We start from the raw sequence: 22,440 nt of genomic DNA on the forward strand, positions 1-22,440 counted from the left end.
CTAGAACAGCGACTTCGCGGCGGCGGAAGCGACGCTCACCACGGGACCCGCGAACAGCGCGAACAGGATGTTGAACAGGCCGAACACCGCCAGCACCGTCTTCACCTCGACCCTGACAGGATCGACCTGACCGGCCGGCTCTTCGAAATACATCGTCTTGACGATGGCGAGATAGTAGTAGGCGCCGACCACGCTGGTGAGCACGCCGACGACGGCGAGCGTGAACAAATTCGCCTTGATGGCCGCGACGAAGACGTACCATTTGGCGAAGAAGCCCGCGAGCGGCGGAATGCCCGCGAGCGAGAACAGCAGCATCGCGAACATGAAGGCGAGCAGTGGATTGGTGCGCGACAGGCCGGCGAAATCGCTGATCTGCTCGACCGCCTGGCCGTTGCGGCGCATGGCGAGGATGATCGAGAACGAGCCCAGCGTCATCGCGACATAGATCACGATATACATCAGCACGCCCTGCGCGCCCTCGACCGTGCCCGAGGCAAGGCCGACCAGCGCGAAGCCCATGTGGCCGATTGACGAATATGCCATCAGGCGCTTGATGTTGCTCTGGCCGATCGCGGCGAAGGAGCCGAGCGCCATCGAGGCGATCGACACGAAAACCAGGATCTGCTGCCACTGCGAGACGATGCCCGGGAAAGCGGTCAGCGTGACGCGGGTGAACACGGCGAGCGCCGCGACCTTCGGCGCCGACGCGAAGAAGGCGGTGACCGGGGTCGGCGCGCCCTCGTAGACGTCAGGCGTCCACATGTGGAACGGCACTGCCGAGACCTTGAAGCAGAGGCCGACGAGCAGGAAGACCAGACCGAACATGAGGCCGACATTCGAGACCGTCGCTGTCGCCGCGATACCGGTGAAGCTGACCGTGCCGGTGAAGCCGTAGATCAGCGAGGCGCCGTACAGCAGCATGCCCGAGGACAGTGCACCGAGCACGAAGTACTTCAGGCCGGCTTCGGTCGACTTGGCGTTGTCGCGGTTCGAGGCCGCCACGACGTAGAGCGCGAGCGACATCAGTTCGAGGCCGAGATAGAGCGAGATAAGGTCGCCGGCCGAAATCAGCACCATCATGCCGAGCGTCGAGAGCAGCACCAGGATGGCGTATTCGAAGATGCGGCGCGACGGATCGGACAGGAACTCGGTCGACAGGATCAGCGTCACCGCCGAGCCGATCAGGGCCAGGATCTTCATGAAGCGGGCGAAATCGTCGACGATGAAGCTGCCGCCGAAGGTCACCTGCTTGCCCGCGGGCAGCATGTATTCGAGCACGCCGACCACGACCAGCAGCACGACCGCCAGCGAGGTGACGGTACCGGTCGTCCCCTGCCCGCGATAGGCGCCCAGCATCAGCAGAGCCATGGCGCCGATCGCGAGCACGATCTCGGGCAGCACCGGCGCCAGTTGGTAACCTGCAGTCACAAAGTTCATGGCGATATCCTGACCTGCCCGATCACTGGAGCAGTGCGGCGGCCTTCACGGCCGTCACAGCGGTGTTGTAGTTGTTGACGAGTTGCTGGACCGAGGCGGCCGACATGTCGAGCACCGGCTTCGGATAGACGCCGAACAGGATCGTCAGCGCGATCATCGGGAACAGCGTCAGGCACTCCCGGAAGGTGAGATCCTTCATGCTCGCCAGCGACGGCTTGACCAGCGCCCCGAACACGACCTTGCGGTAGAGCCACAATGCGTAGCACGCCGAGAGGATCACGCCGAAGGTGGCGAAGAACGCGGTCGGGATCGAGACCTTGAAGGTGCCGAGCAGCGTCATGAACTCGCCGACGAAGCCTGAGGTGCCGGGCAGACCGACATTGGCCATGGTGAAGACCATGAAGGTCAGCGCGTAGAGCGGCATCCGGTTGACGAGGCCGCCATAGGCAGCGATCTCGCGGGTGTGCAGGCGGTCGTAGACGACGCCGACGCAGAGGAACAGCGCGCCGGAGACGATGCCGTGCGAGATCATCTGGAACACGCCGCCGGCGACGCCCTGCATGGTGCCGGCGAAGATGCCCATGGTGACGAAGCCCATATGCGCTACCGACGAGTACGCGATCAGCTTCTTCATGTCCTCCTGCATCAGCGCCACCAGCGAGGTGTAGACGATGGCGATGGCCGAGAGCGTGAACATCAGCGGCGCGAAGTCGTGGGAGGCCAGCGGGAACATCGGCAGCGAGAAGCGCAGGAAGCCGTAGCCGCCCATCTTCAGCATGATCGCGGCGAGGACCACCGAGCCCGCCGTCGGCGCTTCGACATGTGCGTCGGGCAGCCAGGTGTGCACCGGCCACATCGGCATCTTCACCGCGAACGATGCGAAGAAGGCCAGCCACGCCCAGGTCTGCAAGCTGCGCGGCACGGCGGTGTGCATCAGCGTCGGGATATCGGTGGTGCCGCCGTTCCAGTACAGCGCCATGATGGCGAGCAGCATCAGGACCGAGCCCAGCAGCGTGTAGAGGAAGAACTTGAACGACGCGTAGACCCGGCGCGGACCGCCCCAGACGCCGATGATCAGGAACATCGGGATCAGGCCGCCCTCGAAGAACAAATAGAACAGCACGAGATCGAGCGCCGAGAAGGTGCCGATCATCAGCGTTTCCAGGATCAGGAACGCCATCATGTATTCGCGGACGCGTCTGGTGATCGCCTTCCAGCTCGCGATGATGCAGAACGGCATCACGGCGGTCGTGAGGATCACCAGCGGCAGCGAGATGCCGTCGACGCCCATGTGGTAGGTGATGCCGGTGGCGAGCCAGTTCGCCTTCTCGACGAACTGGAAGTCGGGGTTGCCGGCGTCGAAGCGCATGACGAGGATCACCGACACCGCGAAGGTGATCAGCGTGGTCCAGAGTGCGATCCAGCGCGAATTGCGCCGGGCGGCCTCGTCATCGCCGCGGCTGAGATAGACGATCAGCGCGCCGACCAGCGGCAGGAACGTCGTGACCGATAGGATGGGCCAGGTCGTCATTTACTGGCCTCCAAAGCCGAACATGAACCAGGTGATCAGACCGGCGGCGCCGATCAGCATGGCGAACGCGTAGTGATAGAGATAGCCGGTCTGGATCTTCACGACGTTGCGGGTGACGTCCAGGACGCGGGCCGAGACGCCGTCGGGACCGAGTCCGTCGATGATGAAGCCGTCGCCCTTCTTCCAGAGCTGATAGCCGATCCACTTCGCCGGACGGACGAAGATGATGTCGTAGAGTTCGTCGAAGTACCATTTGTTGAGCAGGAACTTGTACAGCATCGGCTGCGTGTTCGCGAGCTCGACCGGCAGATAGGGCCGTCGGATGTAGAACAGATACGACACCAGGAAGCCCAGCACCATCATCACCGTCGGCAAGAAGGCGATGGTCTCGGGGATGTGGTGCATGTCCTCGATGATGTGCGGGTTCATCTTCACGGATTCGCGGAAGAACTCCTCGATGCCGTGACCGGCGAACAGCTCCTTGAACGGGAAGCCGGCAACGATGGAGCCGACCGCGAGCACGCCGATCGGGATCAGCATCCAGATCGGAGCCTCGTGCGCGGCCTCGTAGTGATGCTCGTCATGCGGCTCGCCGTGGAAGGTCTTGAAGATCAGGCGCCAGGAATAGAACGAGGTCAGGCCGGCGGCGACGACCGTCATCAGGAAGCCGTACACCGCGAACGGGTTGTGCGAGGCATAGGCGGACTCGATGATCGCGTCCTTGGAGAAATAGCCGGCGGTGAGCGGGAAGCCTGTCAGCGCCAGGGTGCCGACCACCATCACCGCATAGGTGTAGGGGATCTTCTTCCAGAGCCCGCCCATGTTGCGGATGTCCTGCTCGTGGTGCATCGCGTAGATCACCGAGCCGCTGCCTAAGAACAGCAGCGCCTTGAAGAAGGCGTGCGTGAACAAATGGAACATGCCGACCGAATAGGCCCCTGCTCCCATCGCCACGAACATGTAGCCGAGCTGCGAACAGGTCGAATAGGCAACGATGCGCTTGATGTCGTTCTGCACGAGGCCGATTGTCGCCGCGAAGAACGCGGTGGTGGCGCCGAAGAACATCACGACGGCCTGCGCGTTCGGGGCGAGCTCGAACAGCGGCGACAGGCGCGCCACCATGAAGACGCCGGCGGTGACCATGGTCGCGGCGTGGATCAGCGCCGACACCGGCGTCGGGCCTTCCATCGCGTCCGGCAGCCAGGTGTGCAGCAGGAACTGCGCCGATTTGCCCATCGCGCCCATGAACAGCAGCAGGCAGGTCAGGGTCAGTGCGTCGGCGTGCCAGCCGAGGAAGTCGATGGTCTTGCCGGTCAGGCCGGGCGCAGCGTGGAAGATCGTCTCGAAATCGGTCGAGCCGGCCAGCAGGAAGATCGCGAAGATGCCGAGCGCAAAACCGAAGTCGCCGACGCGATTGACCACGAAGGCCTTGATCGCCGCCGCGTTCGCCGACGGCTTCTGGTACCAGAAGCCGATCAGCAGATAGCTGGCCAGACCCACGCCCTCCCAGCCGAAGAACAGCTGCACGAGGTTGTCCGCGGTCACCAGCATCAGCATCGCGAAGGTGAACAATGAGAGGTAGCCGAAGAAGCGGGGCCGGTTCGGATCCTCGTCCATGTAGCCGATGGAATAGAGGTGCACGAGCGAGGACACGGTCGTCACCACTACCAGCATCACGGCGGTGAGCGTATCGACCCGCAGCGTCCAGAAGACCTGGAGGTCGCCGGACACGATCCACGGCAGCAGCGGAATCCTGATGTCGTGGTGCATGAAGCCGACATCGACCAGCGTCATCCAGGACAGCGCGGCCGAGACGAACAGCAGCGCGGTCGTGATCAGCTCGGCGCCGCGCGAGCCCGCCGCCGGCGGCTCGGAGACGTGATGGTCGTCGTGGGCGTGATCGTCGTGGCCATGGTCGTCATGTCCATGCGAGCCATGGGCTGCCGACGCGTGCGCGTCGCCATGACCGTGGTCGCCGTGATGATCGAGCTCGTCACCCGAGGGGTTGCGGGCATGCGCGCCGAACAGCGCGATCAGGCCGGCGAGGACGGCGCCGAGCAGAGGCAGAAAAACGATTGCCTGAACCATTTGAGAGCTCAGCCCTTCATCAGATTGACGTCCTCAACCGCGATCGAGCCGCGGTTGCGGAAATAGACCACTAGGATGGCGAGACCGATCGCAGCTTCAGCAGCCGCGACAGTGAGCACCAGAAGCGCGAAGACCTGGCCGACGATGTCGCCGAGAAAGGTCGAGAACGCCACGAGGTTGATGTTGACCGAGAGCAGGATCAGCTCGATCGACATCAGGATGACGATGATGTTCTTGCGGTTCAGGAAGATGCCGAGGATGCCGAGCGTGAACAGGATCGCGCCGACCGCCAGATAATGTCCGAGCCCGATCGTCATTTCACCCACTCCGCAGCGTCAGAGTCCTGGAGCCCCTGCCCCGGCGCCACCTTGCGCATCGCCATCGCCATGTCGGGCGTGCGCGCGTTCTGAACGTTGATGTCCTGCCGCTTCACGCTCGCCTTGTGGCGCAGCGTCAGCACGATGGCGCCAATCATGGCGACCAGAAGCACCATGCCCGAGAGCTGGAAGTAGTAGATGTACTTCGTATACAGCACGAGGCCGAGCGCCTCGGTATTCGAGACGTTGGTCGGGATCGGCGCCGTGATGGTCTTGCTCACGGTTGGGTTGATGATCCAGGCGCCGACGGTCAGCAGCAATTCGAACAGGAAGATGCCGCCGATCACCAGGCCCACCGGCAGGTACTGGATGAAGCCCTCGCGCAGCTCGACGAAATCCACGTCGAGCATCATGATGACGAACAGGAACAGCACCGCGACCGCGCCGACATAGACGACGATCAGCATCATGCCGAGGAATTCGGCGCCCATCAGCACGAACAGGCCGGAGGCGTTGACGAAGGCCAGGATCAGGTACAGCACGGAGTGCACGGGATTGCGCGAGACAATCACCATCACCGCCGAGGCGACGCAGACGCCGGCGAAGAGATAGAAGAACAGCGCGGGAAGGATCATGCTCTCATCTCACCGGTAAGGCGCGTCGAGCTCGATCGCCTTCGCGATCTCGCGTTCCCAGCGGTCGCCGTTGGCGAGCAGCTTGGCCTTGTCATAGAACAGTTCCTCGCGGGTCTCGGTCGCGAACTCGAAGTTCGGACCTTCGACGATGGCATCGACCGGGCAGGCCTCCTGGCAGAGGCCGCAATAGATGCACTTCACCATGTCGATGTCGTAGCGCACGGTGCGGCGGGTGCCGTCGTTGCGGCGCGGACCGGCTTCGATGGTGATAGCCTGCGCCGGGCAGACCGCTTCGCAGAGCTTGCAGGCGATGCAGCGCTCTTCGCCGTTCGGATAGCGGCGCAGCGCATGCTCGCCGCGGAAGCGCGGCGAGATCGGGCCCTTCTCGAACGGATAGTTCAGCGTCGGCTTCGGCTGGAAGAAATAGCGCATGGCGAGGAAGAACGCCGAGACGAATTCCGACAGCAGGAGCGAGCGTGCAGTGGCGTTGACGTTGATACCCATGACGGCCCTCACTTCGGCGCGATGCCGGCGAACTGCAGCACGCCGGCCACCACTATCACCATCGCCAGCGACAGCGGCAGGAACACCTTCCAGCCGAGGCGCATCAGTTGATCGTAGCGGTAGCGCGGCACGATCGCCTTGGCCATCGCGAACAGGAAGAACATGAAGAAGACTTTGAGCGAGAACCAGATGATCCCCGGCACCCAGTTGAAGGGGGGCAGGTCGACCGGCGGCAACCAGCCTCCGAGGAACAGGATCGTCGCCATCGCGCACATCGTGACGATCGCGACATACTCGCCGAGCATGAACAAGAGATACGGGGTCGAGCCGTACTCGACCATGAAGCCGGCAACGAGCTCGGATTCAGCTTCCACGAGGTCGAACGGCGGGCGGTTGGTCTCCGCCAGCGCCGAGACGTAGAACACCACGAACATCGGGAACAGCGGCCACACGTACCAGTTCAGGATGGTCAGCTGCGGCAGTCCGATCAGGCTGGCGAGCCCGCGGACGTGCTGGGCCTCGACCACGGCCGAGAGGTTCAGCGTGCCGGCGCAGAGCAGCACCGTGATGATGACGAAGCCGATCGAGACTTCGTAGGACACCATCTGCGCCGCCGAGCGCAGCGCGGCCAGGAACGGATACTTCGAGTTCGACGACCAGCCGGCCATGATGATGCCGTAGATCGACAGCGACGAGATCGCGAAGATGAAGAGGATGCCGACATTGATGTCGGCGATGACCCAGCCGAGATTGGTCGGGATCACCGCCCAGGCGGCAAGCGCGAGCACGCACGACACCAGCGGCGCCAGCAGGAACACGCCCTTGTTGGCGCCGGCCGGAATGATCGGCTCCTTCAGCACGAACTTCAAAAGGTCCGCGAAGGATTGCAGCAGGCCCCAGGGGCCGACCACGTTCGGGCCGCGCCGGATCTGCACCGCCGCCCAGATCTTGCGGTCGGCGAGCAGGATGTAGGCGATCGCGATCAGCAGGACGACGAGCACCAGGACGCTCTGCGCGATCATGATGATCAGCGGCCAGAGAAAACCGGTCCAGAATGCGCTTTCGAAGAATTCCATCGGCTCACTCCGCTGCGGTCAGCATCTGCCCGGAGGCAAGCCGCGAACATTCCGCCATCACGGCGGACGCACGCGCGATTGGGTTGGTCAAATAGAAGTCCTCGATCCGCGGCTTGAACGGCGCCTTCTCGGGCGAACCGCCCTTCCCCGCCAGCTTCTTGATCTGGTCGGCCGAGCCGGCCTCGATCTGGTCGAGACGGATCAAATGCGGCACGGCCTTGAAGATCGCCTGGCGCAGCGCCGCAAGCGAGTCGTAGCCGAGCTTCTTGCCGAGCGCCTCCGACAGCGCGCGGATGATCGCCCAGTCCTCGCGGGCTTCGCCCGGCGGGAACGCGGCGCGTCCCGTCATCTGCACCCGGCCTTCGGTGTTGACGTAGATCGCGGACTTCTCGGTGTAGGCGGCGGCCGGCAGGATGACGTCGGCGCGATGCGCGCCGCGGTCGCCATGGGTGCCGATATAGACGACGAAGGTGCCGTCAGGCGCGCTGATCTCGTCGGCACCGAGCAGGAACAGCAGGTCCAGCGTGCCGAACGTCGTCATCTGCGCGGCGTTCAAGCCCCCGCCGGTTGCGGAGAAGCCGATGTCGAGCGCACCGACGCGCGAAGCGCTCTCGTGCAGCACGCCAAAGCCGTTCCAGCCGTCCTTGAGCGCACCGACATCGAGCGCGAGCTTGGCGGCGCTGGCGAGAATGGCGGCGCCGTCGTGGCGCGAGGCCGCGCCCGCGCCGACCAGGATGATCGGATTCTTGGCGTTCTTCAGCACGTCCATGAAGGAGTGCTTGCCGGCCGCGAGCTCACCGAGGGTCTCGGTGCCTGCGCCGAGGTGGTCGTAATCGTAGGTCAGATCGGCCTTGGCGCCGATCACGCCGACCTTGAAGCCGCCGCTGCGCCAGCGCTTGCGGATGCGGGCGTTGAATACGGCCGCCTCTTTCCGCGGGTTCGCGCCGATGATGAGCAGCGCATCCGCCTGCTCCACGCCGGCCAGCGTCGGGTTGAAGATGTAGGAGCCGCGGCCGAGCGCGGGATCGAAGGCATCGCCGCCCTGCACCGCCAGATTGTTCGAGCCGAACTTGGCGAGCAGATCCTTCAGCGCGAACATCTCCTCGACGCCGGCGAGATCGCCTGCGATCGCGCCGATGCGCTTGCCGTCGGTGCGCGCCGCTTTCGCAGCGATCGCGGCAAAGGCTTCCGTCCAGCTCGCCGCGCGCAGCTTGCCGGCTTCGCGGATATAGGGCCGGTCGAGCCGCTGGGTGCGCAGGCCGTCGACGACGTGGCGGGTCTTGTCCGAGATCCACTCCTCGTTCACCGCCTCGTTGATGCGCGGCAGCACGCGCATGACTTCACGGCCGCGGGTGTCGACGCGGATCGCAGACCCAACGCCGTCCATGACGTCGATCGACTGGGTCTTGCCGAGCTCCCACGGGCGCGCGGCAAACGCGTAAGGCTTCGAGGTCAGCGCGCCGACCGGGCAGATGTCGACGAGATTGCCCTGCAATTCCGAGGTCAGCGCGTGCTGGAGATAGGTCGTGATCTCCATGTCCTCGCCGCGGCCCGTGGCGCCCATCTCGGGCGCGCCGGCGACTTCCGCCGAGAAGCGGACGCAGCGCGTGCACTGGATGCAGCGGTTCATCGAGGTCTTGACCAGCGCGCCGAGATATTTGTCCTCGACCGCGCGCTTGTTCTCGGCGAAGCGGCTGGTGTCGACACCATAGCCCATCGCCTGGTCCTGCAGATCGCACTCGCCGCCCTGGTCGCAGATCGGGCAATCCAGCGGATGGTTGATGAGAAGGAACTCCATCACGCCTTCGCGCGCCTTCTTCACCATCGGCGAACGCGTGGAGATCTCCGGCGGCTCGCCCTTGGGGCCCGGACGGCAGTCGCGCACGCCCCAGGCGCAGCTCGCGACCGGCTTCGGGCCGCCCTTCACCTCGACGAGGCACATCCGGCAATTGCCCGCGATCGACAGCCGCTCGTGGTAGCAGAAGCGCGGAATCTCGGCACCGGCCGCCTCGCACGCCTGAAGCAGCGTGTATTCGGCGGGAACATCGATCTCTTTGCCGTCGATGATGAGCTTGGTCATGTCTCTTACTCCGCCGCGACCATGTTCATCGGATCGCGGACGCCGATATCGTCGATGTCGGACTTGTGCGAATACTCGTCGATGCGCGCTTCGATCTCGTGACGGAAATGCGCGATCAGGCCCTGGATCGGCCATGCCGCCGCGTCGCCGAGCGCGCAGATGGTGTGGCCTTCGACCTGCTTGGTGACTTCGAGCAGCATGTCGATCTCGCGCTTGTGGGCGCGGCCTTCGGCCATGCGGGTGAGCACGCGCCACATCCAGCCCGTGCCCTCGCGGCACGGCGTGCACTGGCCGCAGCTCTCGTGCTTGTAGAAATACGAGATGCGGGCAATCGCGCGGATCAGATCGGTCGACTTGTCCATCACGATCACGGCAGCGGTGCCGAGGCCCGAGCGCAGCTTGCTGAGGCTGTCGAAATCCATCGGCGTATCGATGATCTGCTCGGCCGGCACCATGCGCACCGACGAGCCGCCGGGGATCACGGCCTTCAGGTTGTCCCAGCCGCCGCGGATGCCGCCGCAATGCTTGTCGATCAGCTCACGGAACGGAATGCCCATGGCCTCTTCGACGTTGCAGGGCCGCTCGACATGACCGGAGATGCAGAACAGCTTGGTGCCGACATTGTTCGGACGGCCGATGCCGGCGAACCAGCCCGCGCCGCGGCGCAGGATGTCCGGCGCGACCGCGATGGACTCGACGTTGTTGACGGTGGTCGGGCAGCCGAACAGGCCGACATTGGCCGGGAATGGCGGCTTCAGCCGCGGCTGGCCTTTCTTGCCCTCGAGGCTTTCGAGCAGCGCGGTTTCCTCGCCGCAGATATAGGCGCCGGCGCCGTGGGCGACGTAGATGTCGAACGGCCAGCCGTTGACGTTGTCCTTGCCGACGAGCTTGGCCTCATAGGCCTGGTCGATCGCGGCCTGGAGATGCTCGCGCTCGCGGATGAATTCGCCGCGGACATAGATGTAGCAGGCATGCGCGTTCATCGCGCAGCTCGCGATCAGGCAGCCCTCGATCAGGAGATGCGGATCGTGCCGCATGATCTCGCGATCCTTGCAGGTGCCGGGCTCGGATTCGTCGGCGTTGACGACGAGATAGCTGGGACGACCGTCGGTGGACTCCTTCGGCATGAAGGACCATTTCAGACCGGTCGGGAAACCGGCGCCGCCGCGGCCGCGCAGTCCAGAGGCCTTCATCTCGTTGATGATCCAGTCGCGGCCCTTGTCGATGATGTTCTTGGTGCCATCCCAGGCACCGCGGCGCCGCGCGCCCTCGAGCCCCCAATCGTGGAGGCCGTAGAGGTTCTTGAAGATGCGATCCTTGTCCTCGAGCATATCAGTGCTTTCCGATCAACGAATGGACTGCTTGTAGGCAAGTCCGGCGGCGCAGACGGCGAAGATCAGCGCCCAGAGCAGACTGGTCTCCTGCGTCGCGTTCATGATGAAACGCTGCAGCAGGAACATGAAAGCGGCCGCGACCGCGGCGTGCATGGCGACGAAGCCCCATTTCTTCACGGCCCCGTTCCCTCCAATTGCGGGGAGATCACCCATCAGGTGCTCTCCTTCAGCGTGGTCGGTCCGCCCATCGGCGCCGAGAACTGGCGGCCGTTCTGCGGACCGGGCTTGGGCGGATTGCCCGAAGCGAAACCGTCGAGCACCTTGCCGAAGCTTTCCTTGGTCAGGTCCTCGTAGGTGTCCTTACCGATCATGACCATCGGCGCGTTCACGCAGGCACCGAGGCACTCGACCTCCTCCCAGCTGAAATTGCCGTCCTTGGACAGATGGAAGGGCTCGTGATGGATGCGGTGCTCGCAGACGTGGATCAGATCCTCGGCGCCCCGCAGCCGGCACGGCGTGGTGCCGCAGACCTGGACGTGGGCCTTCTTGCCGACGGGGGCGAGCTGGAACATCGTGTAGAAGGTCGCGACTTCGAGCACGCGGATATAGGGCATGTCGAGCATGTCGGCGATGACGCGGATCGCGGCTTCCGAGACCCAGCCGTCGTGCTGCTCCTGCGCGCGCCAGAGAATGGCGATGACGGCGGAGGCCTGGCGTCCGGCCGGATATTTCGCGATCTGCTGCTTGGCGAATGCGAGATTCTCCTCCGTGAACGCAAAGCTCGCGGGCTGAACTTCCTTCGGTGCTAATCGGCGAACGGACATCTCTTCAATCTCTCACTGCATGCGGCGCGCAGTTTTCGCATTCAGGGCTTCGATCCTGTCCTGCCAAAATGCGCTTGCGGTGCCGAAAACGTTGTAGCCGACGTGGGTCGAGACCTTGATGCGGTCGAGGATCGACAGCTCGGTCACGGTCTCCATCCGGTTGCTGCGCGGATCGAACACGATCAGCTTCAGCGGGGTCTGTTCGAGGATGAAGCGCGACACCGCATGAGAGCGGTCGCTGCCGTGCTCCTCGCACATGATGACGCTGTCGGCCTGGAGCAGACGCGCGCCGCCCTTGATCGCCTCGATCTCGACGCCCTCGACGTCGAGCTTGATCAGGTACTTGCCGGCGCTTGCCACCTTGCCGTCCTCGATCAGATTGTCGAGTGCGATGACCGGCACCTCCTCACCGCCCGCGGACGGAGCGCCGGCGATGCTGAAGGCCTCGTGCTTGGTGCCCGACAGGCGCGCGGTGCCGCGGCTGGCGCCGATCGCGCATTTCATGGTTTCGAAGCGATTGCCGTTGACGCGGGCGTTGTTGGCGAGCTTCGGGTAGTTCTGCCCCGACGGCTCGATCGCGATCGCCTTATGCGAGCCGAACGGCTTGCTCGACACCAGCACCGACCAATAGCCGTAATTGGCACCGCAATCGAGCAGCGTGTAGTCGACGTCGACGCTGTCTGCGAACAGCAACTCGAGCTCGTCCTCGTAATTGTAGGATCGGTTGAGCAGCTTGCTCCAATAGCCGTCGCCGTAAGGGAATTCGAACACGGCGTCGGGATTGAGCCGGATCGCGATGTTGCGCTCCGGCAGCGTCTTCCGCAGCAGATTCGCGCAGGCGATGTAGCCCATGTGCGAGAAGTGCGAGGAGATCTTCGATCCCGTCACCAGCGCCAAGGCAGCCGTCCGCTCCCACAGGTTGGCCCCTTCAAGGGCCCCCGAGGCGCGGTCGAACTGGATTGGCGCCTGCTGCCCCATCACCGATCGACCTCTCCGAACACGATGTCGAGCGAGCCGAGGATGGCCGAGACGTCGGCGAGCAGATGGCCGCGGCAGATATGGTCCATGGCCTGCAGATGCGCAAAGCCGGGCGCGCGGATCTTGCACTTGTAGGGCTTGTTGGTGCCGTCGGAGATCAGATAGACGCCGAACTCGCCCTTGGGCGCCTCGACCGCGGCGTAGACTTCACCGGCGGGCACGTGGACGCCTTCGGTGTAGAGCTTGAAGTGATGGATCAGCGCTTCCATCGAGCGCTTCATCTCGCCACGGCGCGGCGGAGCGACCTTGTTGTCTTCGACGACGACCGGCCCCTTCCCCTCGGGCGCGTTCAGCTTCTGGATGCACTGCCTCATGATGCGCACCGACTGGCGCATCTCTTCCATGCGGATCAGATAGCGGTCGTAGCAGTCGCCGTTTTTGCCGATCGGGATGTCGAAATCCATCTCGGCGTAGCATTCATAGGGCTGCGACTTGCGCAAATCCCAGGCCGCGCCCGAGCCGCGCACCATCACGCCCGAGAAGCCCCACTCCCAGGCTTCCTTCAGCGGCACCACGCCGATGTCGACGTTGCGCTGCTTGAAGATGCGGTTGGCGGTGAGAAGACGGTCGAGATCGTCCACCACCTTGAGGAACGGATCGCACCAGGCCTCGATGTCGTCGACCAGCTTCTGCGGCAAATCCTGATGCACGCCGCCGACGCGGAAGAAGGCCGCGTGCATACGGCTGCCCGAGGCGCGCTCGTAGAACACCATCAGCTTTTCGCGCTCTTCGAAGCCCCACAGCGGCGGGGTCAGCGCGCCGACGTCCATCGCCTGCGTGGTGACGTTGAGCAGATGCGACAGGATGCGGCCGATCTCGCAATAGAGCACGCGGATGAGCTGGCCGCGGCGCGGCACCTCGATGCCGAGCAGCTTCTCGGCCGCCATGCAGAAGGCGTGCTCCTGGTTCATCGGCGCGACGTAGTCGAGCCGGTCGAAATACGGGATCGCCTGCAGATAGGTCTTCTGCTCGATCAGCTTCTCGGTGCCGCGATGCAGCAGGCCGATATGGGGGTCGACACGCGCGACGACTTCGCCATCCAATTCGAGCACGAGACGCAACACTCCGTGGGCCGCCGGATGCTGCGGCCCGAAGTTGATGGTGAAGTTGCGAAGCTGTTCGGGTTGCTCGTTCATGATCAGACCTTCGGTCCCGCTTTTTCATCACCCGGAAGGACCGGATAGTCCGCCCCCTCCCACGGAGACAAAAAGTCGAACTTGCGGAATTCCTGGTTGAGCCGGACGGGCTCGTACACCACCCGCTTCTCCTGGTCGTCGTAGCGGACCTCGACGAAACCAGTGGTCGGGAAATCCTTCCGCAGCGGATGGCCCTCGAAACCGTAATCGGTCAGCAGGCGCCGCATGTCGGGATGGCCGACGAAGAACACGCCATAGAGGTCGTAGGCCTCGCGCTCGAACCAGTCGGCGCCGGGAAACACCTCGATCAGCGACGGCACCTGGGTGGTCTCGTCGGCCTGCGCCTTGAGCCGGATCCGCGCGTTCAGGGTCGGTGACAGGAAGTGATAGATCACGTCGAAGCGCTTCTCGCGCGAAGGATAATCCGCCGCCGTGATGTCGGTGAAGTTGATGAAACGACAGCTCGGATCGTCGCGGAGGTACTTGACCACCTCGACGATCTTGCTGGCCTCAACATCGACCGAGAGCTGGTTGAATGCCACCGAATGACCGAGAGCGGCGCCCGGAAGCGCGCTCACGATCGTCTGCCCCAGGGCGTCGAGCTTGGCGTCGTCCATGACGTAAAACCTTAGCGTTCGATGGTGCCGGTGCGGCGGATCTTCTTCTGCAGCAGCAGCACGCCGTAGAGCAGCGCTTCCGCCGTGGGCGGGCAGCCCGGCACATAGATGTCGATCGGCACGATGCGGTCGCAGCCGCGCACGACCGAATAGGAATAGTGATAATAGCCGCCGCCATTGGCGCAGGAGCCCATCGAGATGACGTAGCGCGGCTCGGGCATCTGGTCGTAGACCTTGCGCAGCGCAGGCGCCATCTTGTTGGTCAGGGTGCCCGCGACGATCATCACGTCGGACTGGCGCGGCGAGGCACGGGGCGCGAAGCCGAAGCGCTCGACGTCGTAGCGCGGCATCGACACCTGCATCATCTCGACCGCACAGCAGGCGAGACCGAAGGTCATCCACATCAGCGAGCCGGTACGGGCCCAGGTGATGAGGTCGTCGGTCGCGGCGACGAAGAAGCCCTTGTCGGACAGCTCGGAGTTGACCTCGAGGAAGAACGGATCATTGGCTCCGACCGGCCTGCCGGTCGACGGATCCAGGATGCCCTTGGGGGCCGGCGCGATCGCCGGACCTGTGGACGGCGCAGGGTTCAATCCCATTCCAGAGCTCCCTTCTTCCATTCATAGGCGAACCCGACCGTCAGCACGCCGAGGAACACCACCATGGACCAGAAGCCGGTCGCGCCAAGCTTGCCGAACGCCACCGCCCAGGGAAACAGGAACGCCACCTCGAGGTCGAAGATGATGAAGAGGATGGCGACCAGATAGAAGCGGACGTCGAACTTCATGCGCGCGTCGTCGAAGGCGTTGAAACCGCACTCATACGCCGACAGCTTTTCCGGATCAGGCTGCTGGAACGCCACGATGAAGGGCGCGATCAGCAGCACGAGGCCGATGATAGCAGCTACCCCTATAAAGACGACGAGTGGAAGATAGTTCTGCAGAATGCCGCTCATTGGCGAGCCCTTTTTCCCGCAGCCTCGGGACAGCCACGGATTCGTCCGATTTGGAATTATTCTGAGCCTTAGCGCAGTGCACCAATGGGCGCAAGACACGCTCTTTTTAGGCCATTTGCCGCCCCCAGAACGGTGAAAATCCCGGAATCACCCCGCGCTGGTATGGAGCAGATCGCCAAACCCAGCAAGGGCGGTCCGCGCTCGCGGCAGTGGCGTCCGTTGCTTGGGAAAGCCTACCTTATGTAGGCTGCGGCGCAGCAAAATCCACATTACACGGAGGATAGGCGCCGGTCGGCGGCGTTCCGGCCGAACAAGCCCCGAGCCGCTCCGAGCAGCCTATCCACAGGCAGAGTGAGCATGAGCCATGCATCACACGAGGCCGAGCCCCCGCCTCCTGCGATATCTTTGCAGCCCGACCGGTCGCGAGCGCGGCGCCGGCGACGTGGAGGGCCGTCGCGCGCGCCGCGCCCGGATGAGCTTCGGGCTGGGGGGCATAGCCCGGATGCTCATCTATCTCGTGGCGGAGGATCGGCCGCCCGTGATGTCGCGGCCCTCACCCGTCCTCACCATTTGTAAGAAACGCTGGCGGTGATGCGCCGGCGGTCACCGTAGAAGCAGGACGTGGCCGAGGCGCAACTTGCGACGTAGATCTTGTCGGTCAGGTTGATCACGTTGAGCGCCGTCCGCCAGTTCTGCCACTCGTAGTGGACGGCGAGATCGCCGAGCACCACCGCGGGAACCTCGAGGGTATTGGCAGTGTCGGCCCAGGACGCGCCGATGTAGCGAACGCCACCGCCGAAACCAAAACCTTCCAGCGGCCCGTCCTTGAAGGTGTAGTCGGCCCAGCCCGAGACCAGCAGCTCAGGCGTGTTGGTCGGCGTCTTGCCGACCAGCGACGGATCGAGATCCCGGCTGTTGAAGAGATGATAAGCCGAGAAGGAGCCGATGAACTTCAGCTCCTTGGTGGCATTGGCCACCGCTTCGAGCTCGATACCGCGCGACGTCACCTCGCCGGTCTGGTTCTGCAGGACCGGAACGCTGCCCGGCAACGTCGTCGCGACGTTCTGACGGACCAGGTCGAAAGCCGAGACTGTGAAATAACCGTTGAAGCCTTTCGGCGCGACCTTCACGCCGATTTCGGCCTGCTTGCCGGTCTCCGGCAGAAACAGCTGGTTCTGGGCGTTGAGGCCGATGATCGGATTGTAGCTCGTCGAATAGGAGACGTAGGGCGCAATGCCGTTGTCGAAATTATAGATCAGCCCGGCGCGGCCGCTGAACTTGCTGTCCTCGCGGCTTCCGACGGTGGCGCCGGTGTCACGCGCTTCCTGCGTCGTCTCGACCCAGTCATTGCGGCCGCTCAGCACCAGCGTGAAATTGCCGAGCTTCATCTGGTCCTGAAGATAAGTCCCCGCCTGCTTCTGCGTGATCTGGAAATTCCGGAACGGGGCGCTCGGAAGCGCAACCTCGGCCGCGCCATAGGAGGGATTGAAGACGTTGATCGAGGACACGCCGAAGCCGAAGGCCTGATAGTCGTCGATCTGGTAGCCCTTCAGATCGACCCCGAACAGCATGGTGTGCTTCACCGGGCCGGTGTCGAAGCGATACTCCAGCTGGTTGTCGAGATTGGCCTGATTGGCGGTGTTCTTCGCATACCAATTGTACCGATTGAGGGTGGCCGTGTTGACGTTGGCCCAATCGTTGCCGACATAGCCGCGGTAGGTGATGTCGACATGCGCAAAGCGGGCATTCTGACGGAACGTCAGGTCCTCGGTGAGATTACGCGCGAACTGATAGCCGAGCATCTCCTGCTCGCGCGTGAACTTGTCGACGCTGGGATCGCCGACGAAGAAGCTGGTCGGAATCTTGCCGAACGGCGCGTTCGTCACCGTGCCCTGATAGGGCAGGAAGTTGATGCCGCGGGTGTCCTGCTTCGAGGCCGAGGCCAGCACCGTGAAGCTCGTGTCGGCATCCGGCTTCCATGTGAACGACGGTGCGATGAAGTAGTTGTTGTCAGGCGTGAAGTTGACCTGTGTGCCGCCGTTCTGGACCTGGCCCACCACGCGGGCAAACAGCTTGCCGTTCTCGGGGCTCGTCGCGACCGGCCCGCCGAAATCGAAGCTGACATAGGCGTTGCCGAAATTGTTGACGCCGGTCTCGACGTAGCGGATCGGCTCGGCCGGCGGCAGCTTGCTGATGACGTTGACGATGCCGCTCGGGCTCGATCCGCCATAGAGCACCGCGGACGGACCGCGCAGCACCTCGACCCGCTCCATGTTCGGCGTCTGCAGCTTCCAGCTCGCATAGGAGGTGTAGAACAGCTGCATGCCGTCGAGGAACAGACCGATATCCTCGGACTTGAAGCCGCGGATCAGCCACCAGTCATTGCGGGTGTCCGTGCCGAAAGTCCCTGCCCGGACACCGGCGGTGTAGCGCAGCACCTCGTCGAGCTTGTTCGGCTTCTGGTCGCGGATCTGCTCGGCGCCGATGACCGACACCGATTGCGGCGTCTGCATGATCGGCGTGTTGGTCTTGGTGCCGGACGAGCTGAGGCCCGCAACGTAGCCATTCACCGGGCCGAGCGGCGTCTCGACGAAGCCGACATTGCGCTGCGGTTGCGGCCTGTTCCTGTTGGCGCCCTGCTCCGGCGAGCGCGGTGCGCGGCGCTGAGGAGTCGTGGCGGCGCGCCGGCGCGCTTCCGGTGCGGTGACGGTCACCGGCGGCAGACTCGTTGCGCCACTCTGCGCGGAGGATTGTGCAAGCGATGCCTGCGGCATCAAAATCCAAGCGGACGCGGTCGCCAATACGGCCGACCGCAGCATTCCAAGACTGTTCACGCGCCACCCCAAAACGAAACTGCATGTGTCATGCCGTCAGCCCCGTGACGGCGTGCATTGGGGAGAGGCTTATGCAGAGGCGCACGATTTCCCTAATTGAAAGCCTCTTAGAGGCGCTCTTAGAAGCACTCCAACATGGCCGGAGATTGCTGCGGGAACTGCGCCCCCGCGACGCGACACAGCCGGGGCTGAGGGACGTTCCGGCGGCCCCCCGCGAAACCAGCCGGGCGGCGAGATGAAACCATTTTGCGGAACCCGCGAAACGATCCGGAAACAGATGGTCCTTAAGACAGAGCCATAGACGGCGGCAAAGCCCGTCGGGAGGCTCAAATGAACCACTCAATCCACTCTGCTGATCGTGCGACCCACCTGAAGATCGTGGTGGTGGCGCTGGTGGCCGGCATCACGGTGGCGGCCTTCGGGATCGCCGCCCGCAGCAACGCCGATTACAGCCAGACCGCCCAGTCCAGCCACGTGATCAAAGCCGGCAAACCGGTGGTGGTGACGAGCGCGGGGACGTCCGAGATTCGCTGAGACGTCCTGTTCCGGGCTGACCCATGGCCGCCCCCGGGCGGCCTTTTTCATTTTCCAGAGCAATACTTAGCCGAGAAGCACCGTGCCAGCGCAACGTCCTTGACTTCACCCAGCCCCGCCTTTAATTCCCCCCTCGTTCCGCGCGCATCGAGCGAACCACGCGGGAGTAGCTCAGTTGGTTAGAGCGCCGGCCTGTCACGCCGGAGGTCGCGGGTTCGAGCCCCGTCTCTCGCGCCATTTTGGCAATCCCTTCATAGTCTTAGCTTGAACTCCTTGAGGTCTGCCGCAGCTGCGGCGAGCCGTGAGCGACGTTCCTCCGGCTGGGGACCTGCGGCGGTGTCAGCCCGCACCCGAATCGTCTAGGTCTCAAAGGACTTAAAGGGATCCCCACGCATTCTCGGCTTTTTCAGGGAATCCCTGTCATTGGACAACGAGGAGGCCAGCCATGTCTAAGAAGGATTCGGCGAAGAAGGCAGCCGCTCCCGCCACCATCACCCTCAAGCACCTCGCCGCCGACATTGCGGACAGCCAGGAGCTCTCGAAGAAGCGCGCCGAGGCCGTCCTGACCGACATGGTCGAGCTGATCACCAAGCACCTGAAGAAGGGCGACCGGGTCCGCATCGTCGGCTTAGGCATCCTCCAGGTCCGCAAGCGCGCCGCCCGCACCGGTCGCAATCCCGCCACCGGGGAGCCGATCCACATCAAGGCCAGCAAGAAGGTCACGTTCCGTCCGGTCAAGGAACTGAAAGAAGCGATCTGAGGCTACCCTTCGTTAAGCCTGATCCCACCCCCTTGCTGCCGCAACGCGGCCCGCTTTTCTGGTATACCGGCTGCTCCCCTGACCCCGGCGGTTTGACCAGAAATGTCCTCCCTCACCTTTTCGCACACCGTGACCGAGCGCTTCCTGCGCTACGTCACCATCGACACCCAGTCCGATCCGGAATCCCCTCGCTCGCCCTCGACCGAGAAGCAGAAGGATCTCGGCCGCGTGCTCGCCGCCGAGCTGAAGGCCATCGGCGTCGCCGATGCGCATCTCGACGAATATGGCTACGTCTACGGAACGATCCCGGCCAACACGACCAAGAAGGTGCCGGTGATCTGCTTCTGCTCGCACATGGACACTTCGCCCGACGTCACCGGCAAGGACGTCAAGCCGCAGGTCTGGACGAACTACCGCGGCGGTGACATCACGCTGCCGGGCGACACCAGCCAGGTCATCCGCTTCGCCGAACACCCGGCGCTGAAGAACCAGATCGGCAACGACATCATCACCACAGACGGCACCACGCTCTTGGGGGCCGACAACAAGGCGGGCGTCGCCGAGATCATGGACGCCGCGCATTTCTTCATCAACAATCCCGATGTGAAGCACGGCACCATCAAGATCCTGTTCACGCCGGATGAGGAGATCGGCCGCGGCGTCGACAATGTCGACATCAAGAAGCTCGGTGCCGATTTCGGCTACACCATGGACGGCGAGAGCGCCGGCTGCGTCGAGGACGAGACCTTCTCGGCCGACGGCGCCACCATCACCATCAACGGCGTCAGCGCCCATCCCGGCTACGCCAAGGGCAAGATGGAGCACGCGATCAAGATCGCGGCGGCCATCGTCGAGCGGCTGCCGAAGGAAGGCTGCTCGCCGGAGACGACCTCGGGCAAGCAGGGCTTTCTGCATCCGATCGGCATCGAGGGCGCGCTGGAGCAGGCAAGGCTCTCCTTCATCGTGCGCGACTTCACCGAGGAAGGGCTGAAGGAGAAGGAAGTCCTGCTCGAGACCATCGTCAAGGACGTGATGAAGGACTATCCGCGCTCGACCTACACGTTCGAGGTGAAGGAGCAGTACCGCAACATGAAGCAGGTGATCGACCGTCATCCGCACGTGCTCGAATACGCCATCGAAGCGATCCGCCGCGCCGGCCTGCGCCCGATGCGCACCGCGATCCGCGGCGGCACCGACGGCTCGCGCCTGTCTTTCATGGGCCTGCCCTGCCCCAACATCTTTGCCGGCGAGCACGCGTTTCACTCGCGGCTTGAATGGGTCAGCCGGCAGGACATGGAGAAGGCGGTGCAGACCATCGTGCATCTCGCGATGATCTGGGAGGAGAAGGCGTAGCGGCGCCCACTTCCCGACGCCCCCGCGAAGACCCGTGACCTGCCAAGGGCCGTTGCGCCAGACGATAGCGGGGCTCTCCCGCTATCGTCCGCGAGCAGACGTCCTAACCCACACGGGCTGCGGCGAGTGAATCGTAGTCCGGGCTCTTGATCATACCATGGAGCTGACGCCGCCGCGCGCCCATGTTGCCGCCGTCGTAGAGCGGGAAGCACATCGCGTCGTTCATCAATTCCGCCAGCGGGTGCATGTCGGTGTAGCTGTCAACACCGACCACGCGCATCGCATCGTAAACGACGTCGACGCAGGTCTCCGAACAGAACACCTTGGTCATGACGGCGAGCTCCTGCTCCTGGCCCCCGCTTCTGTCGAACTGCTGGCAAGCTTTCCAGGTCAGATAGCGGCACGCTTCGATTCGCATCTTCATGTCGGCCAGCATGTAGCCGACGGTGGGGTATTCGATGATCGGATGGGGGCCGGAACGTGCATCATTTCGTGCGAATTCGAGCGCATGGTCAAAGGCAGACCGCATGACTCCGACGCATGCCGCTCCGATCAGGGCTGCTGTCCATGCGAAATTGGTCGAGACGATCTTAATGCCATCGCCCGGTTTGCCAATGATGTTATCGGCGGGAACGCGGACATTTTCGAATTTCATTCGAGGTGAAATCGAAGCCCGATGCCCGACGGTGTCGAGCAACCCCGTGACCTTGACCCCGGGATCGCTGCCCGGAACCATAATGACTGCGAGAGACTCTTGGGCCCCCTTGTTCGGGTTTGTCCGGCACACGACGGCGTAAAGGTGACAATTTTTGCCATCCCACCCGGTCCCATTGGTCGTGTAATGCTTCTCTCCGTTAATGACCCATTCGTTGCCTTCGAGTGAGGCGAAGGTCTTCACGCCGAAACGCGGATCGGGGGCGTCGAAGTTTGCGCCTCCGGTCACCTCAGTGAAGGCGAGAGCGGCAAGCCGGGTGCCGTCTTGAATGAAGTCAGGCAAGAATCGCTTCTTTTGCTCCTCGGTCCCGTAAAAGATGATCGGCTTGACGCCCAGCCCCGTCCCGAGAAGGGTGCTCGGCACGTTGACGTCGACGGCTGCAAGCTCTTCCGCCGCCAACGCGAAATCGAGCGCGGGGACCTCGGTTCCTCCAAATGCCTTCGGAAAGAGGCCCTTCACAAAGCCTGCTTCGACGGCCTTCTTGTGGAATGGACGCGTCGCATAGAAGCGCTCGTCTGGCTTGCCAAACTTGCGAATGGTCGGACGAACGTCCTTCAAGACGGTGGTTGCGAATTCCCTGGCTCCCTTTTGCAGTGCAATTTGGTCTGGACTCAGCGCAAATTCGATGCCCGTTGTCATGGCATTCCCCTCGGTTGATGGTGCGGACAGGCC

General features: G+C 63.6%; 21 protein-coding genes and 1 tRNA gene. 4 read left to right on the forward strand and 18 right to left on the reverse strand.

The window, feature by feature from the left end; genetic code table 11:
• The 17 genes from nuoN to CIT39_RS19225 form a co-directional block, all read right to left on the reverse strand.
• On the reverse strand, positions 1-1,437 hold the full coding sequence (gene nuoN / locus CIT39_RS19145; protein WP_094977674.1) for an NADH-quinone oxidoreductase subunit NuoN: 1,437 nt from the start codon (positions 1,435-1,437) through the stop codon (positions 1-3).
• Between the two features lie 22 nt (positions 1,438-1,459).
• Positions 1,460-2,968, reverse strand: coding sequence for an NADH-quinone oxidoreductase subunit M (locus CIT39_RS19150; protein WP_094977673.1), 1,509 nt, complete (start codon positions 2,966-2,968; stop codon positions 1,460-1,462).
• Positions 2,969-5,056, reverse strand: a complete 2,088-nt coding sequence (gene nuoL, locus CIT39_RS19155) for an NADH-quinone oxidoreductase subunit L (RefSeq protein ID WP_094977672.1) — start codon at positions 5,054-5,056, stop codon at positions 2,969-2,971.
• Between the two features lie 8 nt (positions 5,057-5,064).
• Entirely contained in the window at positions 5,065-5,373 is a 309-nt protein-coding gene (gene nuoK / locus CIT39_RS19160) for an NADH-quinone oxidoreductase subunit NuoK (protein ID WP_008547737.1), read from the reverse strand.
• The gene (locus CIT39_RS19165; protein ID WP_094977671.1) at positions 5,370-6,008 is read right to left on the reverse strand and encodes an NADH-quinone oxidoreductase subunit J; all 639 of its coding nucleotides are present in this window, start codon (positions 6,006-6,008) and stop codon (positions 5,370-5,372) included. Before CIT39_RS19165 ends, nuoK begins: the two co-directional genes overlap by 4 nt.
• Before the next feature lie 9 nt (positions 6,009-6,017).
• Positions 6,018-6,512 (reverse strand): NADH-quinone oxidoreductase subunit NuoI, encoded by a 495-nt coding sequence (gene nuoI / locus CIT39_RS19170; RefSeq protein WP_191093171.1) that lies wholly within the window; start codon positions 6,510-6,512, stop codon positions 6,018-6,020.
• A gap of 8 nt (positions 6,513-6,520) precedes the next feature.
• Positions 6,521-7,588, reverse strand: coding sequence for an NADH-quinone oxidoreductase subunit NuoH (nuoH, locus tag CIT39_RS19175; RefSeq protein WP_094977670.1), 1,068 nt, complete (start codon positions 7,586-7,588; stop codon positions 6,521-6,523).
• Positions 7,589-7,592: 4 nt separating this feature from the next.
• Entirely contained in the window at positions 7,593-9,668 is a 2,076-nt protein-coding gene (nuoG, locus tag CIT39_RS19180; RefSeq protein ID WP_094977669.1) for an NADH-quinone oxidoreductase subunit NuoG, read from the reverse strand.
• A gap of 5 nt (positions 9,669-9,673) precedes the next feature.
• Positions 9,674-10,999 carry an NADH-quinone oxidoreductase subunit NuoF gene (gene nuoF, locus CIT39_RS19185; RefSeq protein ID WP_094977668.1) on the reverse strand — a complete coding sequence of 442 codons (1,326 nt, stop codon included), beginning with the start codon at positions 10,997-10,999 and terminating at the stop codon, positions 9,674-9,676.
• 15 nt (positions 11,000-11,014) lie between these two features.
• Positions 11,015-11,215: a hypothetical protein gene (locus CIT39_RS19190; protein WP_094977667.1), complete on the reverse strand. Its 201-nt coding sequence runs from the start codon at positions 11,213-11,215 to the stop codon at positions 11,015-11,017.
• Positions 11,215-11,826 (reverse strand): NADH-quinone oxidoreductase subunit NuoE, encoded by a 612-nt coding sequence (gene nuoE, locus CIT39_RS19195; protein ID WP_094977666.1) that lies wholly within the window; start codon positions 11,824-11,826, stop codon positions 11,215-11,217. The genes CIT39_RS19190 and nuoE overlap by 1 nt, the downstream gene beginning before the upstream one ends.
• Positions 11,827-11,838: 12 nt before the next feature.
• A complete protein-coding gene (locus tag CIT39_RS19200) occupies positions 11,839-12,804 on the reverse strand; it encodes an FkbM family methyltransferase (RefSeq protein ID WP_094977665.1) in 966 nt (321 codons plus the stop codon).
• Positions 12,804-14,000, reverse strand: coding sequence for an NADH-quinone oxidoreductase subunit D (locus CIT39_RS19205; protein ID WP_094977664.1), 1,197 nt, complete (start codon positions 13,998-14,000; stop codon positions 12,804-12,806). The genes CIT39_RS19200 and CIT39_RS19205 overlap by 1 nt, the downstream gene beginning before the upstream one ends.
• Before the next feature lie 2 nt (positions 14,001-14,002).
• Complete coding sequence (locus CIT39_RS19210) at positions 14,003-14,617, reverse strand: NADH-quinone oxidoreductase subunit C (RefSeq protein ID WP_094977663.1); 615 nt, start codon at positions 14,615-14,617, stop codon at positions 14,003-14,005.
• 11 nt (positions 14,618-14,628) lie between these two features.
• Positions 14,629-15,210 carry a NuoB/complex I 20 kDa subunit family protein gene (locus CIT39_RS19215; protein ID WP_408612855.1) on the reverse strand — a complete coding sequence of 194 codons (582 nt, stop codon included), beginning with the start codon at positions 15,208-15,210 and terminating at the stop codon, positions 14,629-14,631.
• On the reverse strand, positions 15,207-15,572 hold the full coding sequence (locus CIT39_RS19220) for an NADH-quinone oxidoreductase subunit A (RefSeq protein WP_094977661.1): 366 nt from the start codon (positions 15,570-15,572) through the stop codon (positions 15,207-15,209). The genes CIT39_RS19215 and CIT39_RS19220 overlap by 4 nt, the downstream gene beginning before the upstream one ends.
• A gap of 563 nt (positions 15,573-16,135) precedes the next feature.
• Positions 16,136-18,391: a TonB-dependent siderophore receptor gene (locus tag CIT39_RS19225; protein ID WP_094977660.1), complete on the reverse strand. Its 2,256-nt coding sequence runs from the start codon at positions 18,389-18,391 to the stop codon at positions 16,136-16,138.
• Positions 18,392-18,736: 345 nt separating this feature from the next.
• On the opposite strand from CIT39_RS19225, the gene CIT39_RS19230 reads away from it, so the two are divergent.
• The 4 genes from CIT39_RS19230 to pepT all read left to right on the forward strand — a co-directional run bounded on the left by CIT39_RS19230 (position 18,737) and on the right by pepT (position 21,053).
• Positions 18,737-18,940 (forward strand): hypothetical protein, encoded by a 204-nt coding sequence (locus CIT39_RS19230; protein WP_094977659.1) that lies wholly within the window; start codon positions 18,737-18,739, stop codon positions 18,938-18,940.
• A gap of 160 nt (positions 18,941-19,100) precedes the next feature.
• Positions 19,101-19,177, forward strand: a tRNA-Asp gene (locus CIT39_RS19235).
• A gap of 208 nt (positions 19,178-19,385) precedes the next feature.
• Positions 19,386-19,700: an HU family DNA-binding protein gene (locus CIT39_RS19240; protein WP_094977658.1), complete on the forward strand. Its 315-nt coding sequence runs from the start codon at positions 19,386-19,388 to the stop codon at positions 19,698-19,700.
• Positions 19,701-19,802: 102 nt separating this feature from the next.
• Positions 19,803-21,053: a peptidase T gene (gene pepT / locus CIT39_RS19245; RefSeq protein ID WP_094977657.1), complete on the forward strand. Its 1,251-nt coding sequence runs from the start codon at positions 19,803-19,805 to the stop codon at positions 21,051-21,053.
• Positions 21,054-21,156: 103 nt separating this feature from the next.
• On the opposite strand, the gene CIT39_RS19250 is transcribed toward pepT, so the two are convergent.
• Positions 21,157-22,407, reverse strand: a complete 1,251-nt coding sequence (locus CIT39_RS19250) for an acyl-CoA dehydrogenase family protein (RefSeq protein ID WP_094977656.1) — start codon at positions 22,405-22,407, stop codon at positions 21,157-21,159.
• Positions 22,408-22,440: the final 33 nt, after the last annotated feature.

It is taken from the genome of Bradyrhizobium symbiodeficiens (assembly GCF_002266465.3).
In the GTDB taxonomy this organism is placed as follows: domain Bacteria; phylum Pseudomonadota; class Alphaproteobacteria; order Rhizobiales; family Xanthobacteraceae; genus Bradyrhizobium; species Bradyrhizobium symbiodeficiens.